Annotated in this window: 10 protein-coding genes; 6 read left to right on the top strand and 4 right to left on the bottom strand. The window is 56.4% G+C overall.

Annotated elements, in window-relative coordinates; genetic code table 11:
• The first annotated feature begins 172 nt into the window (after positions 1-172).
• Entirely contained in the window at positions 173-1,423 is a 1,251-nt protein-coding gene (locus K0V07_RS07095; protein WP_220623841.1) for a Gfo/Idh/MocA family oxidoreductase, read from the top strand.
• A gap of 139 nt (positions 1,424-1,562) precedes the next feature.
• On the opposite strand, the gene K0V07_RS07090 is transcribed toward K0V07_RS07095, so the two are convergent.
• Positions 1,563-2,954 (bottom strand): sulfatase, encoded by a 1,392-nt coding sequence (locus K0V07_RS07090; protein WP_220623840.1) that lies wholly within the window; start codon positions 2,952-2,954, stop codon positions 1,563-1,565.
• 336 nt (positions 2,955-3,290) lie between these two features.
• Here K0V07_RS07090 and K0V07_RS07085 point away from each other — a divergent pair, with 336 nt between their 5' ends.
• Both K0V07_RS07085 and K0V07_RS07080 read left to right on the top strand, forming a co-directional pair.
• Positions 3,291-4,661, top strand: a complete 1,371-nt coding sequence (locus K0V07_RS07085; RefSeq protein ID WP_220623839.1) for a sulfatase — start codon at positions 3,291-3,293, stop codon at positions 4,659-4,661.
• Between the two features lie 178 nt (positions 4,662-4,839).
• Positions 4,840-6,318, top strand: a complete 1,479-nt coding sequence (locus K0V07_RS07080) for a sialate O-acetylesterase (protein WP_220623838.1) — start codon at positions 4,840-4,842, stop codon at positions 6,316-6,318.
• Positions 6,319-6,392: 74 nt separating this feature from the next.
• Here the strand turns inward: K0V07_RS07080 and K0V07_RS07075 are convergent, their stop codons facing one another.
• Positions 6,393-7,427 carry a LacI family DNA-binding transcriptional regulator gene (locus tag K0V07_RS07075; RefSeq protein ID WP_220623837.1) on the bottom strand — a complete coding sequence of 345 codons (1,035 nt, stop codon included), beginning with the start codon at positions 7,425-7,427 and terminating at the stop codon, positions 6,393-6,395.
• Positions 7,428-7,799: 372 nt separating this feature from the next.
• Here K0V07_RS07075 and K0V07_RS07070 point away from each other — a divergent pair, with 372 nt between their 5' ends.
• The 3 genes from K0V07_RS07070 (at position 7,800) to K0V07_RS07060 (ending at position 13,212) form a co-directional block, all read left to right on the top strand.
• Positions 7,800-8,786 (top strand): hydroxyacid dehydrogenase, encoded by a 987-nt coding sequence (locus K0V07_RS07070; RefSeq protein WP_220623836.1) that lies wholly within the window; start codon positions 7,800-7,802, stop codon positions 8,784-8,786.
• A 260-nt stretch (positions 8,787-9,046) separates the two neighbouring features.
• Positions 9,047-12,520 carry a hypothetical protein gene (locus tag K0V07_RS07065; protein WP_220623835.1) on the top strand — a complete coding sequence of 1,158 codons (3,474 nt, stop codon included), beginning with the start codon at positions 9,047-9,049 and terminating at the stop codon, positions 12,518-12,520.
• Between the two features lie 20 nt (positions 12,521-12,540).
• The gene (locus tag K0V07_RS07060; RefSeq protein WP_220623834.1) at positions 12,541-13,212 is read left to right on the top strand and encodes a hypothetical protein; all 672 of its coding nucleotides are present in this window, start codon (positions 12,541-12,543) and stop codon (positions 13,210-13,212) included.
• Positions 13,213-13,262: 50 nt separating this feature from the next.
• Here K0V07_RS07060 and K0V07_RS07055 read toward each other — a convergent pair whose 3' ends face one another.
• The gene (locus K0V07_RS07055; protein WP_220623833.1) at positions 13,263-13,955 is read right to left on the bottom strand and encodes an SGNH/GDSL hydrolase family protein; all 693 of its coding nucleotides are present in this window, start codon (positions 13,953-13,955) and stop codon (positions 13,263-13,265) included.
• A 183-nt stretch (positions 13,956-14,138) separates the two neighbouring features.
• Positions 14,139-14,915: an SDR family oxidoreductase gene (locus tag K0V07_RS07050; protein WP_220623832.1), complete on the bottom strand. Its 777-nt coding sequence runs from the start codon at positions 14,913-14,915 to the stop codon at positions 14,139-14,141.
• Positions 14,916-14,958: the final 43 nt, after the last annotated feature.

Here is a 14,958-nt window from a genome sequence, read left to right as displayed (position 1 = left end):
CACATAACAGAGCACCCCCAAAGACCATCATGATGATCGAAAATGTCAACATAAGGATCGAAAGGGCTATTTACGGAGGCATCCATGAAAATGTTATCATGACTCCACAATGAACATAACATCGAAAGAAAAACGCAGATACGCAGTTGTCGGAAGCGGAAGCCGAGCCTTCATGTTCACAGAAGCAATTCTAACGACTTACAAGGAGAAGTACGATCTCGTTGCCCTGTGTGACACCAATGAACTCCGCAGTGCTTATCACAATAAGATCTACAAGGAAAAATACGGACTGGAGCCACTCCCAACCTATCATGTCCGGGACTTCGACCTGATGATCGAGCGAGAAAAACCCGATGTCATGATCGTCACCTCGGCTGATTTCTCTCACCATGAATACATTATCCGGGCTCTCAAAGCTGGCTGTGATGTCATCACAGAAAAGCCCATGACGATCGATGAAGTCAAGTGTCAGCAGATCATCGATACCGTCAAGGAGACTGGAAAAGAAGTCCGTGTCAGCTTTAACTACCGCTACGCACCCTCCCGCAGCAAGGTCAAGGAACTGATACTGGAAGGGGCGATCGGTCAGGTGCGTTCAGTACACTTCGAGTGGCTGCTCGACACGACCCACGGGGCGGACTATTTCCGCCGCTGGCACCGCGACAAGCGCAACTCGGGCGGGCTCATGGTCCATAAGGCCACTCACCACTTTGACCTCGTCAACTGGTGGCTGGACTCCGTCCCGGAAACGGTATTCGGGCTCGGATCACTCGGCTTTTACGGGAAGATTAACGGCATGGCTCAGGGTAACTACTACCCCTACCTGCGCTCGACCGACAATCCTGCCGCCAGGGACGACCCCTTCGGCCTGGATATGCGCGAAAATGAAAAGCTCAACAATCTGTACTGGAAGTCTGAACACATTGATGGATACGTACGCGACCTGAATGTTTTTGGTGACGGCATCAGCATTGAGGACACCATGAACGTTCTCGTCAAGTACCGCAACGGTGCCCAAATGAGCTACTCTCTTCACGCCTACTCCCCCTGGGAAGGATACCGCATCGCCTTTAACGGTACCCGCGGCCGCATCGAACTGGACGAGATGGAACGCTCATACATCAGCGCGGGCAGTGGTCACATCACCGATGGCGTCACACAATCCCGACAGCTTAAAGTGCTTCCGCACTGGGAGAAGCCCTACGAGGTAGAAGTCCCGCACGGCGAAGGTGGCCACGGTGGCGGCGACCCCCTTCTGCTTAATGCGCTGTTCAGCGACAAACCGGTCACAGATGCCCTTGGGCGAAGTGCCACCCATGTTGACGGAGCACTTTCCATCCTGACTGGCATAGCCGCTAACCGGTCATTCGCCACCGGCCAGCCGGTCAAGGTGAGTGATCTGCTCAAGTGCGACTTTCTCTAAGCTACACGCAGTATCAGGCCCGGTCGGAATAGCACCTACCGGGCCTTTTTATGTCCGATCATCGCAACAAAGAAGCCCCGCCTTTCGACGGGGCTCTTTTATTAAGCACAACTGAGCACTGAAACGCCGCCCTCTACGGCTACTGCACGCCCTTATCCGGGCTTACTTTTCGATAGCGGGCGGTTCTGCCAAAAGGCCACTTGATCGGGAGCCAGTTTTCACGTCCTGGTTCCAGAGGTAGCCCTCCGCAGTTAAAGTGATACAGGAAGTGCTCGAAGTAGCCGGGCACACTCGGAATGGGCCCCTTCAGGATCGGATCTTCGATCTCCTCCAGTCGGGCTAGCAACGTCGCCTTCAGCTCTTTCTCGATCTCGCTGTACTTGACACGCCCTGCTAGATTTACCTGCTCGTCTGGATCAGCATCCAGATCGTACAGCTCGAACTCAGGGCGCTCGAAGTCACGAAGCATTTGGCGCATTTCACCGGTTGTAGAGGAGTAGAGGGTGTCGGGCGGCAACTGCAAGCCGGGGCCGGGCTCGAAGTTCCAGATAAGTTTGTACGAAGCGGTACGGATAGAACGAATAGGCTCGTAGAAATCGTGCCAGGTCTGCTCAGCAAATACATACTTGTGCCCGACATCCTTTCCCTCGCTAACGAAAGACCAGAGACTTTTTCCGTCGATCCCCTCGGGCACGATCCGACTCTCCCCGATGGCCTCCATGATCGTCGGCACGAGGTCCGTGTTACAAGTTAATCCGCCAAAGCGGCGACCACCCTCGACCTGTCCCTTCCAGCGGACGATGAGTGGGATTTTCAAGCCGGGATCATAGAGGGAGCCTTTGGCGCGTGGCATGCCGATCCCGTGATCCACGGTGAAGATGATAATCGTGTTTTCATCCAGTCCCTTTTGCTTGATGAAGTCGATCAAGCGGCCATGTTGCTCATCGGCCATACTGGTGTCCCCGTAAAAGCGGCGCATCTCCTCTCGCACGACGGGCGTATCTTTCAGGTAGGGAGGTACGACCACATCGTCCGGATCCTGCAAGTCGCGCCAATTATCCGTGAAAGGGCGATGAGGAGCGATCAGACCCACGGTGCAGAAGAACGGTTGATCACCCTCGACCTCCTCCATCCACGCCAAAGCATTATCGACAATCTCGCTGTCCGGGAACTCACCGGAAAACTTGTCAAAGCCACGGTGCGTTTCGTCACCGGTGATGTGCCACGCTCCGAAGTTACCGGTCTTATACCCGGCCTCCTGCATCATTTCAGGCAGCAGTTTGACGTCACGGTTGACCTCCCAGATGCCATCAGTGGCTAGTGCGATGAGGCCGTTACGGGTGGGGGCCAACCCGGTCAGGTTTGCACCACGACTCGGGCTGCACGTGGGGGCTGCCGCGAAATGCTGCTCAAAGACGACACCCTCGGCAGCGAGTTTATCCAGGTGCGGCGTGACCGAGGAGTTACCCGGGTAGCAACCGATAAGGTCGCCAAGATCATGGCTGTGAAGGAGCAGGATATTCGGCTTCATGGGGAAACAGGGTTGAGATTCTACTACGGATGAAAACGAAATGGTTTTCGCCAACGTGGCCACTATTAGCGAGGGAGAAATTCAGGCTGACCACTCTCCTCGCCTTGTAACTGTAAAATGCATCCCCCTCCCCCTAACAGACCAATGTAAATCAGGTTCACAGGCATAGGATCGGGCTAGAATATTTATAGTTAAAGCACGCCCTGACTCGCCGCTTTTCTAATCGAAGAGTCAATATAACCAGCATGCCATCTACGGCATAAACGCTATCTGAAAAGACAGCTCTATCCCACAGACGAACACGCAGCTGTCGCTGTAACCACCCTCGCCATTCCAATGCCCCAACCAAACCCCATCAAAGGTGTCCTACTCATGATCGCGGATGACTGGTCCCCGATCGCCGGCTGCTACGGCAACCCGGTTATCCGTACCCCCAACATCGACCGACTGGCCGCCCGGGGGATGCGCTTCGACCGGGCTTTTTGCACCACCCCGTCCTGTGCGGCCAGCCGCGCCAACATCCTGACCGGGCTGTATAGCCACCAGCACGGGCAATACGGCCATTGCCACGACCGCCATGGATTCCGCACGCACGAGCATGTCCGCAGTCTACCGACCATTCTACGCGAAAGCGGCATCCAAGCCGCACTGGCCGGAAAGTCTCACATCGCGCCGGAGAGCGTGTATCCGTTTGATCCTTACATGGTGCTGGCCCCCAACAGCGCTCCACGCCTTCGAAAGGCTATCTCCGAGTGCTTGGCATCAATCGGCGATGAGCCCTTTTACCTGCACGCTGCCGCCCAGTACCCGCACCGCTCCGGGGGCACGTTCAAGGCCGCTCCCGACCCGGAAACTTTTGGTGATCTCGACGACCAGTACCGGCCCGAGGACGTCATCGTCCCCGCCTGGCTTCCCGACCTCCCACAGGTGCGCCAGGATCTGGCCGCGTACTACACAGAGATCACACGCTTCGACGAGTTCGTCGGCTCGACCCTGCAACGACTTGAGGATAGCGGACGGGCGGACGAAACGCTGGTACTGCTCATGTCCGACCACGGCATGCCCTTCCCCGGCGCCAAGGCCAGCCCCTTTGAAGCAGGGCACAACTGCCCGTTGATCATTGCCCATCCCGGCGGCGTCGGGGCCGGTCAGTCCACCCGCGCTCTTGTCAACTGGACGGACATTATGCCCACGATTTTAGAGGCACTCGATATCCCCACCGAGCGCTGGCCTAAAGAGCTGACCGGCGAGAGCCTGCTCCCCCTACTGACAACCCCCGACGGCCCCTGGCGCGAGGAGACTTACTACTCACACAGCGTCCACGAGATCACCAACTACTTCCCGTACCGTGTGCTCCGGACCGACCGCTACAAGTATGTCCAGTGTCTGGCCCACGAGATGTCCATGCCCTTGGCCAGCGATATTTTTGAGTCACCCACATGGTCTGCTTGTCAACAGTCCGGCGACCACGGTGGCCGTCCGCCAGAGCGTATTCTGCATCACCCCCCGGAGGGGCTCTACGATCTGGATAACGATCCGCTTGAGCTGCATAACCTTGCCGATCAAACCGGGCATCAGGAACTCACCCGGAAATACCGTGAGCGGCTGCTCGAGCTTCGCCAACAAACACAAGACCCTTGGCTACTGGTGGATTACCAAAGCGGAAATATCACTAAGGAGCAGTCCAAACTTCGCCCACTTGCGTGAGTTATCGCCCGAACCTTACCGTCTACCACGCGACCGGATATCACCATTTTCACCCCCTTAAATAAACATGAAATACCCATCGTCTCCCCTATCGTCTGGCCTCGCGGCCGCATTGCTATGCTTAGGCGCAGTCACGCTCGACGCGACCGTTAGCCTACCGACCCTATTCTCGGATCACATGGTCCTGCAGCGCGAGATACCTCTGCCCGTGTGGGGAGAGGCTGATCCGGGCGAGAAAGTCACCGTCGCCATCGCCGGGCAAATCGCCGAAACCACCGCTGCAGAAGACGGGAAATGGATCGTCCGCCTGCAACCGCTCTCTGCCTCTACCACGCCGCAGCAGCTACGCGTCAGCGGAGAAGGCAATGAGCTGACGTTTACTGACGTGCTGGTCGGGGATGTCTGGGTGTGCTCGGGACAGTCAAACATGGAGTTCGACGTGGAATGGTCGTACAGCGCGAACGAAGCGATCCCCACCGCCAACAACCCGCTTATCCGCCTGATCGACATTCCCCGCAACGCGCAGTTTAAGCCCGTCTCGGAAGTTCCCGTCAGCTGGAGCAGGTGCAGCCCTGAGGTCGTGAAAGACTTTTCTGCTATCGGCTATTTTTTCGCGCGCGATATCCAGCAAAGCGAGGGTATCCCCATTGGCCTGATCGGCAGCAACTGGGGCGGCACCCATGCACAGGCATGGATCCGTCTGGGCGCGCTTGAGGCAAATCCGACCCTCAAGACCTACGCAGATGCCTACCAAAACGTGGTCAATAACTTCGATGCGCGGCAAAAGCGCTACGACGAGGAATTCCTACCGGCCTGGCAGGTCAAATACGACGCTTGGGAAAAGGAAGTCGCCGAGGCCAAGGCCGCCGGTCGCAAACCCGCGAACCGCAAGGCACCGTGGAAGCCCCTTCCACCGCTCAGCAAGCGCGTCCCCTCCTCCCTCTACAACGGCATGATCGCCCCGCTCATTCCCTACGGGATCAAGGGTGTGCTCTGGTATCAGGGCGAGGCCAACGCAAAAAGCCCTGGTGACTATCAGGCTCTTTTTAGCACTCTGATCGAGGACTGGCGACAGCAGTGGGGCGAGGGTGAGTTCCCCTTCCTCTACGTCCAGCTGGCCGCCTACAAACAACCGCCCACACTGCCCGACCTCCGCGACCAGCAGACGGCCACGCTCTCAGTCCCCAACACCGCGATGGCACTCGCCATCGATGTCGGCAACGCCGGCAACATTCACCCGCGTAACAAGCGCACGGTGGCAAAGCGGCTGGCACTGGCCGCCCAGGCTCTCGCATACGGAAAGGATATCGTCTATGCCGGGCCGATGTTTGCCTCTCTCGATATCGAGGGCAACCGGGCACGTATTCACTACACCCAGACCGGTAGCGGGCTGATGATTGACAGTAACCCGCCTCGTAAGCCCGGTGAGCAACCCGCATCGGCACTCGACCACCTGACCGGCTTTGAGATCGCCGGGGCTGATGGGGAGTTCCATCCGGCGCAGGCCATGATCGAGGGTGAGTGCGTCGTCGTCAGTAGTGATGCAGTCGCGACCCCGGCGGCCGTCCGCTATGGCTGGGCTCCCGCCCCCGAGGTAAATCTGTACAACCGCGAAGGCCTACCCGCTGTGCCTTTCACGACAGCGAAGAACCCATAGGGGCAGTGCATTCGTTTCCACAAAAAGCCTACGCTGGAGCGTAGGCTTTTTCGTCGCACGACAGTATCGAAGAGTTACCGCTTGTCTGGCAGGGAGTAGCCGTCCTTCCATTCGCCATCAACCAGCGTCTGCACAGGATGAGAGGGGAGGCCCTTTTCGTTATGATAGATGAAGCCGGAGAGTACATTCATCGCCTCCCGCCCGACGATGCGGTTGTTATGGTCCACGTGGGCCAGGTCGTAGTGCGTCGTCCCCGTATAGGCCAGCACGACACCGACATCTTCCCCGATACGTAGCCCCATCTTATCGAACGCATCAATGACGGAGGTGTAGCCGACTAGCACGGCGTCCGGCCGATAGCGCTTATACCATTTCTCGAAGTGTTCGAGATTTTCATCGTCGATCGAGAGAATGGGGATGCGGTCTTTCGCTTTGATCAAATTCCTCTGCTGCATCAGGTAGGCACCCGACCAAGCACCGAGCTTACGCTTGTCCTGGCTTTTATTAATGACCAGGCCCACCCGTTTGTAGCCATACTCCACGATCTTCTCCATCGCCAGCGAGATGCACTGGAAGTTGTGCGTGCTCACGGCGGAGAGCTTCGGGTGCGCAAGCGAGAAGCCATACGAGACGCTAACAAAACGCTCCCACTCCAGATCAATCGACACGTCCAGCCGATGCACCGGAGCGACCAATATACCGGCGACTTGCTTATAGCTGAGAATCTGACTGGCACGACGCGATGTCATACCCGGCTCGTTCAGCCAAAATGGCTCCAACCGATAGCCCAACTCCCGGGCACGCTCACAGGCTCCCTCGAAGTAGTCGGTATGCAGTTGGTTTGTGTGCTCGACATTGGGATAAGGCGTGCAGTTCAGGTATGTGATCAGGCCATGAAACTTCGGCGTTGCCTTCACACTTCGGTAGGCGACCAGTGCCGACAAAGCAGGATCAGGCCTGTAGCCCATTTTATCGGCCATCTTCAAGACACGATCTCGCGTTTCAGCAGCTACATGAGGCTGCCCTCGTAAAGCGAGTGAGACGGTCATCACGCTGACACCGACCGCGTCGGCGATCTCGCGCATGGAAACTCTTTTCAGGGTAGGCATCGAGAGAGAAAAAGAACTGCCGCAGCCGTAATGAAAAGGCGCAGCGGATGGGGGTGGGTAAGCTGCCGAGGGCGTCATCCCCTCACGACGCCTGAAAAACGTACGCAAAAGCGGAATTTCACCCTGTAGCAACAGTACCCGACAATAATCATCAGCGATTCCGATCAGCAAGTCATTTTATAGTTACAGGACAGGACTGATTTATCCTCCTCCACGAATGCGCATGATAACACGCATCAAGCAAAGCTCCTAACGGGCAGAGCTCTACCCCACCCCCTACCGTAACGCTTCCTGATCATGTCCATCACTGTCCCGAACACTCATTCTCCGGCGTCAAGCACCAGTCACACAACCAGCAAGCCTCACGTGAGCATGCTGTTGACGCCACGCGAGTACGAGGACCACTTCCCAGACGGTCTCAATGACCTCAAAAAGCGGGTCTCCGAATTCGTATGGTGTCAGGAACCCTCCGGCGTAAACTGGAAGGACTTTTTAGAAAGCACTCGCTGCGAGATTCTGCTCGTGGGCAGAAGTATGCCTGCACTGCCTCCTATCCAGGAGCTCGCTCCCCCGAGTGAGCTGAAGTATATTTGCTACCTGGCAGGAACCGTCCGTACACGCATCCCGCTGGACTGGATCGAGAGCGGCATACAGGTGACAAACTGGGGACCGTCCATCAGTCGCGTGGTGGCAGAATGCGCACTGATGATGATACTTGCCACCCTGCGCAATGCGGCCAGCCATCAGTATCTTCTACATCACCGTCAAGGCTGGAAGAGCCAACACAATAAGGAACGCCTTGAGCGCAGTCTGTTCGGGCGCACGGTCGGCATCCATGGCTTTGGAAATGTCGCCCAGTCACTCGTCGAGCTGCTAAAACCCTTTGGCTGCAACATCCAGACCTATACGCCCTTTATTCCGGATGGCAACTGGAACGGCATACACTTCTGCCAGAGCGTAGAGGAGCTTTTTGAAACGTCCGAGATACTCGTGGAGGCGGCGCCGTTGAACGCGCAGACACAATTCCTCGTCGGTCGCAAACTGCTGGAGCGACTTCCGAACGGAGCATGCTTCATCAATGTCGGCCGCGGGAAAGTCGTACGCGAAGACGACCTTATTGAAGTCGCTGCGGGCAAAAACCTGCGTCTCGGACTGGACGTCTACCACCAGGAGCCGCTGCCCGCAGACTCTCCCCTGCGTAGTGACCCCAATGTTTTTCTCATGCCCCATCAGGCCGGCCCGACCCAGGACCGTCTCAAGGATATCGGAGCCTATGCGCTTCGCCAGATATTCCACTATCTTGAGGGCCAGCCTCTGGATAACGTCATAACCCCCGAGGTATGGAAGATCACCACGTGATCCCCGGTGAGCCACCACCGCGGTAAGCAGGGGTCTCATACCCTTTTGATCACCATACCCCCAAAACAGTCAAGCTCGGGTAGCGCCCCATTTCCCCGGCGTATTCGATCTCTTTTCTTGTACATTTCAATCTAGCTTCATCTCACCCAGCCACTGCACGGACTTTCCCATAAGTCCGAGCAGCCGTGCACAAGCTCATTGGTTTTTGGATGCCCCGTAAACGGATCAATTGCCCCACCCCAGACGCTTACCAACCATTCATGCGCGGAGGCTTCGCACTTCTGGTCGCACTGGTACTGATGGCGTTTATCTTTCTGCTGCTCACCAGCCTTACAGCACTGGTGAGAGTCGAAACGATGTCCACACAAACAAGTTCTTCGGAGGTCGTAGCCCGTCAGAATGCGAAATTCGGGCTACTTGTCGCGATGGGGAAGCTTCAGCAACTGGCAGGGCCAGACAGGCGTGTCACAGCGAGAGCAGAAATCACCGCTGCCGCCACCCCCAACCCCATGTGGACCGGCGTCTGGAAGAGCACCCCCCCTCTGGAGTACAACGCTCTCGCCCCCATCCCACCCCGCATGAACGGGATGGAAACCTACACCGACTCCAACCTATACCTGATGAACTGGCTCGTCAGTGGTAATGAGGGCACACAAACGGTGGACGGTGCGGATGCCATACCAATCATCAGTCCACAGCGGAATCTGGAGAGCAACGCCGACTTTGGGCACAGCGCCACTGCCGAAGCCGTTTATTTGGTTGGCGCTGGCACGCTCATCGGATCAGGAGAGGAGACCGTAGCTGGTGCGACAGGTAATGTCGTCGCTCCCAAAGTCCGTGTTAAGGGCACGAATAATGCAACCGAAGGTCACTATGCCTGGTGGGTCGGAGACGAAGGGGTCAAGGCTCGTGTCCAGTACCGCGAAACACCTGTGCCGCTCGGTAACACAGTTAGCCTTGGCACACAGCTCGCCTTTCAACTTCCGAGCGCCTCAAATCCGGAGCTCATCGGTGGACTGGAATTCCTTGATCGGGACGAATCAACATTGGCACGCTGCATCAACCGGAAAGCATTGGAAATATACGCTGCCAACGACGCGCAGAAACAGGGAATACGCGGGAGGTGGCATGATCTCACTCTCAGCTCCTACGGGCTGCTCACAGACACCCGATGGGGTGGCATGAGGGGAGACCTGAGCCAGGCCTTCGAATCGGATACACTCTTCGTACGCTACTTCAATGAGACAGATAACACGCTCTACTTTATCGACATTGACCAGTATAGCTACGTCTCGGGCTTTCCCAATTGGGATATCCTGCGCGATTATTACCTCCTCAAAGACAAGGTATCCAACGGTGGAATTAACATGACGATGCCCAACCCCAAGGATGCCAATGGCGACACATCGCTGTCCCCGAAGGCATTCCCGTGGAAGGACACCTATGCGAGCGACCAGTATCAACGCAACAACCCTGTCCTGCCCGTCGTAGCACGGATGCAGGTCTGTATCGGTCTACGCTTCGACCAGCATACAATCACCAACAGCATTACGGGCGCCACGGAAAATGTCTATAGCCCCACGATATTGCTGAAGCCCATTGTCGCACTCTACAACCCCTATAACGTCACACTAAACCCAGGACTGGATGCCTCTGGATCTCTGGTGACAAACATCTTCCAGTGGGAGTCCTCACCGACACTGAACATAACCGTAGGTGGAAACACGACCGTGTCATTTTCCCTTCAGGAGATTTTCAGCAGCAAAGAACGGCAGAGCATAGGTTACAAAGCCGCCAAATATCTGTCATTCAAACTCCCGAATACAGACCTCCAACCCGGTGAAACCCGCTACTTCACATTCGCCAACGATTCTCTGCGCTCGACTTTCGAAGCTACCCTGGAAAGCAGTGCCAGCCTTTGGGATGAGTCTCAAGGCTACCTTCAACTGCCCCTCTATGACACGTCTAAAGATGAAACGACCTGCTGGGTCGCCACTGTCGACGGTCTCTCCGAGGACGTTTCGTCGGGAGACTTTGGACTGACTGCCAATGAAATTACACAGCTTCAAGCCCAGGACAGCTCCGACATCGTAACCATCACATTCGACAAAATAAATGGTGGGGCCCTGCGGCTTTCGACAAACAATTTCCTGAACGATGTTCAGGCTAAGAACAAGTACGCCATACGCTTTGTATCTCTTGCCTCCAGCTCGCTGCCTACAGGAGTAGCTCCCGCTCCCCAATCCTTCACAGTCGCAAGCAAGGTCCCCGTCGGCAGTTATTCCAATGGCGCGAATCCGATTCTGGCCAGCTGGGGATTCGGGCTACGCACAGCAAACGAGGCGGGCACTCAGACACGCACACTGATCGACTCTAACCTGCGCGCCGTCACCGGCCACATGGGACTGGAAGACCCCAGCGGAAGTTTCAATTTCATGGGCCTGTACAGCGGTGAAATCGAAGGCTCCGAAACGTACGGATTTGTGACAACAGACCCGCTTCCGCAGATCAGCGATATGGGTCGTCTGAGCGGCTTCTGGGGGAACAGTACCACGGCAAATGGCGGAACCGAGCGCGTTGTCCTCTTCGACATCCCACGCGAGCCGATACTCTCGCTCGGAGCCTTTCAGCATGCCAACCTTGGACGCTACAATACCGACCCCACTTACATCGTCGGGCATAGCTTCGCCCCCTTTCGACTCAAGAGCTTAAACAATCCCTACTCCACGAATTTCGCTGGCAAAAGCGGCTATGACATCTGGGACCTGAGCTGGCTCATCAACCAACAGCTCTGGGACAGTTATTATTTTTCCACCATTCCGGACGACCTCGATCAGTCACAGCTCGACACGCTCACCGACGGCACTGCCGCACTCAACAACCACCGTCTAAGTCTCTACGTCGATGCCAAAACGATCACTCCGCTGGAACTAACTGACACCGCAGATGACGCGGATACCTTTTATAAGAACGCCACCCACCTGATGGTCAATGGTGCCTTCAACATCAACTCCACCTCGGTCGCTGCCTGGAAATCACTGCTTGGATCGCTGAAGGAGCTGGAGATCCCACAGTACGCAAAACAAGGGAGCAACGCAGGCCTATACACAGGGACACAGACCGAGGCAGACACAGCCATCTCCCATCTACCCAACCCTGTAAACACCGCTTACAGCAGCGGCGACAGCGCGACCTACTGGAGCGGCTATCGCAGTCTCTCGGATAGTGAATTGAATGATCTTGCGCAGGCTATCGTTACCGAGATTGAAGCCCGCGGCAGCCCCTTCGCCAACCTGGCAGAGTTTGTGAACCGACCGCTTGAAAACAGTGCCAATGGTAAGGCTGGCCTGCTGCAGAGGGCCATCGATGCAGCGGGGCTGAACAACTCGGTAGCCTCTTCAAGCATATCCGGACAATCCCTGCCTGGCGAAGTCACCCATGACGAGTTGAACGGCTCCAACCAAGGAGTGGGCTTCACCTCATATCTGACGCAGGCCGATATCCTTCAGGCCCTGGGGCCAGTCCTGAGTGCACGCTCCGACACGTTTGTGATCCGTAGCTACGGAGATGCCACCTCCCCCCTCACCGGTAGTATCCAGGCCCGTGCCTGGTGTGAGGCCATCGTACAGCGCTTACCCGACGAAACCGTCAATGGCCGGGACATGCTCGACCGCGATGCCAACCGACGCTTCGTCATCGTCAGTTTCCGCTGGCTCAATGAAAACGAGATTTAACCCCGAACCCCATCACCCCGATGTCAATTCGATCCATATCTACCATCTTGCTGTTAGCAACACTGGCTACTGGTAGTACGCAGGCTCAGCAAAAGGAAAATGTCTCTCTAAAGTTTGCCACGCTCAGTCTGGGATCTTCGATACCTGACTGCAGCTACAGCGACACTACCGGTGTGCACACGCTATTCATTACCAATGCCTCACATACCGAGCTAGAGTCATATAACGGCCCAGCACAGTTGACCTTTTATAAGGGCAAAAATACGAGCGAGAACATAAACACACGAACCCCCATTGCCAGCGTCAACCTCAGCGGAATGCACGGCAAGTGGCTCTTCGTTTTTTCTCCAACCGGAAACGGACGGTATCAGGTTTTTCCAGTCCCCTATGATCGCGCAAACTCTGCCCCCGGCTCATGGCTGGTCTATAACCTCACACAATCGCCTCTCGTATTCAAGGCAGGCTCTCAGACCCCGATATCTATCCAACAACAGTCTCAGCAAGTCATCCGCAGTAACCAGACAGACAGAAAGGGTGAGCAAGTGCAGATGGCTGTCCCCGACAATGGAAAATGGAAGCGTGTCTACAGCTCCATTTGGCAAAGGAACCCCGATGCCCTCACGCTCGTCTTTCTCTTCCCACAGGGACAGCGAGGAGGGGTATCTGTGAAACGAGTCAATCTGGTGCTCTAGCCGCAACCCCCACACACAAGCTGCTCTGCTGAGAAGCTGAAGGCAGGGTCTTATCTAAGCAGCATCTCGATGGCTCCAGCCAGGTAGGCTGCCTGCAGCGCGCAGACCTCGTCCTTATAGTGCACATGATCTTTGTATCCGGCGGGGACAAAGTGGCTCGAAAAACCATACAAGTCCAGGACAGGGACTTTAGCACTCAGCATTACCTGATCCGCCTCCTTGTTATAAGCATCGACATCATGGGCAAAACGCTGGCTGAGGACCGGCTGAACCGCATCGTGCACCTCATCCATCACTGGAGTGATACGAACCCAGATCACCACCAAGTTCATCGCCTCTGCCAATTCGAGGATTTGCCGCAGGTTTTTTACATAGTGGCAGAGAGGCACCTGCTTCTGACCAGTCTCCAGGTCGGTCTTCAGATCATGCAGGCCACAGTTGATCATAAGGATATCAGCCGGGATCGGATCATCTCGATGGCGACGACGCATATAGCCGACGGCGCGGTTTGTATCTCCCCCATTGGCACCGATCGGGCGATTGAGGTCCGCAAGAGCGACTTCGCCGGGATTGTCCGTGATGCGGTCATAGCGGATTTTGCCTTCAAGCATACGCTTGAGATGGGGTCCATACTGGATCGAAATACTGTCCCCGTAGACAAATAGCCTCGGCTGCCAGGATGGATCCATGCGGCGGCGCTCAGCCAAACTGCCTATGCGCTCAAAGTGACTCTCTTGAATCATGCAGCTATGCTCTTCAACTCACTGCCAAAAACGAACTCCTTGCGATTTTAACTATAAACAGTCGCCTGCCCAATAGATACGGAAACATAAAAGCGCCCAAGCTAAACTTGGGCGCCGAAGGAAATTGAGACGGGGCCGCGGCGATTCACGCCTACGGCCCACGTCACACACATTTACTCAAAATCAAACCACGACGTCGCGGGGCACTTGCTGCACGTTGAGACCGCCATCGAGGACGATGCGGGCACCGACCAGCGTAGGAACAGCCTCGGAGGCGACAAAGAGCACCAGGCGCGAGATCTCCTCCTGCGAGCTGGGGGCAGCGGCCGGGGTGTTCATCAGGCGGCGCTGCGTGTCAGCCTCGCTGAGAGCATTCCAGCGCTCCGTCCAGACATAGCCCAGGACGATGGCATTAACGCGGATGCCATCTCCCGAGAGCTCCTGAGCCATCGAGCGGGTCATGCCGTCGAGGGCAGCCTTACTGGTGTTATAGCCACTGCGCCCGAAGATGCCACGCTCACCGGCCAGCGAGGAGATATTGACGATAGCACCACCGCCGATCTCTTTGAGATGCTGGGCCACGAGCTGCGCACAGCGGAATGCACCAAAGAGATTTACCTCCAGCACCTCACGGAAATGCTCCGGTGTCTGCTTGAGGAAATCGGACTCGCCCAGCCCGAGGTGGGCCGCGTTGTTAACGAGTACGTCGGGCATCAGGCCCTGCTCCTTGAAGCTCGCGAAAGCCGCGTCGATCGCTGCGGAGTCGCCGAGGTTAAAGCTGGCGGCATGCAGCTCCGCCTGCGGGAAAGCGGCGGCCAGCTTATCGCGAGACGCCTCGACGGAGCCATGCGAGCCGTGCATGATCACACGTGCGCCTGCCTCAGCAAAAGCTGCTGCGATAGTATAGCCGAGATTACGGCTGGAACCGGTAACCAGCACGGTCTTTCCAGCGAAGGACATAAGGGAAGAGGGAAATATCGCGTCCATGGTAATTTAGGATCTA

The organism is Ruficoccus sp. ZRK36, assembly GCF_019603315.1.
Classification (GTDB): Bacteria; Verrucomicrobiota; Verrucomicrobiia; order Opitutales; family Cerasicoccaceae; genus Ruficoccus.
This window is presented reverse-complemented; position numbering and strand designations above follow the sequence as displayed.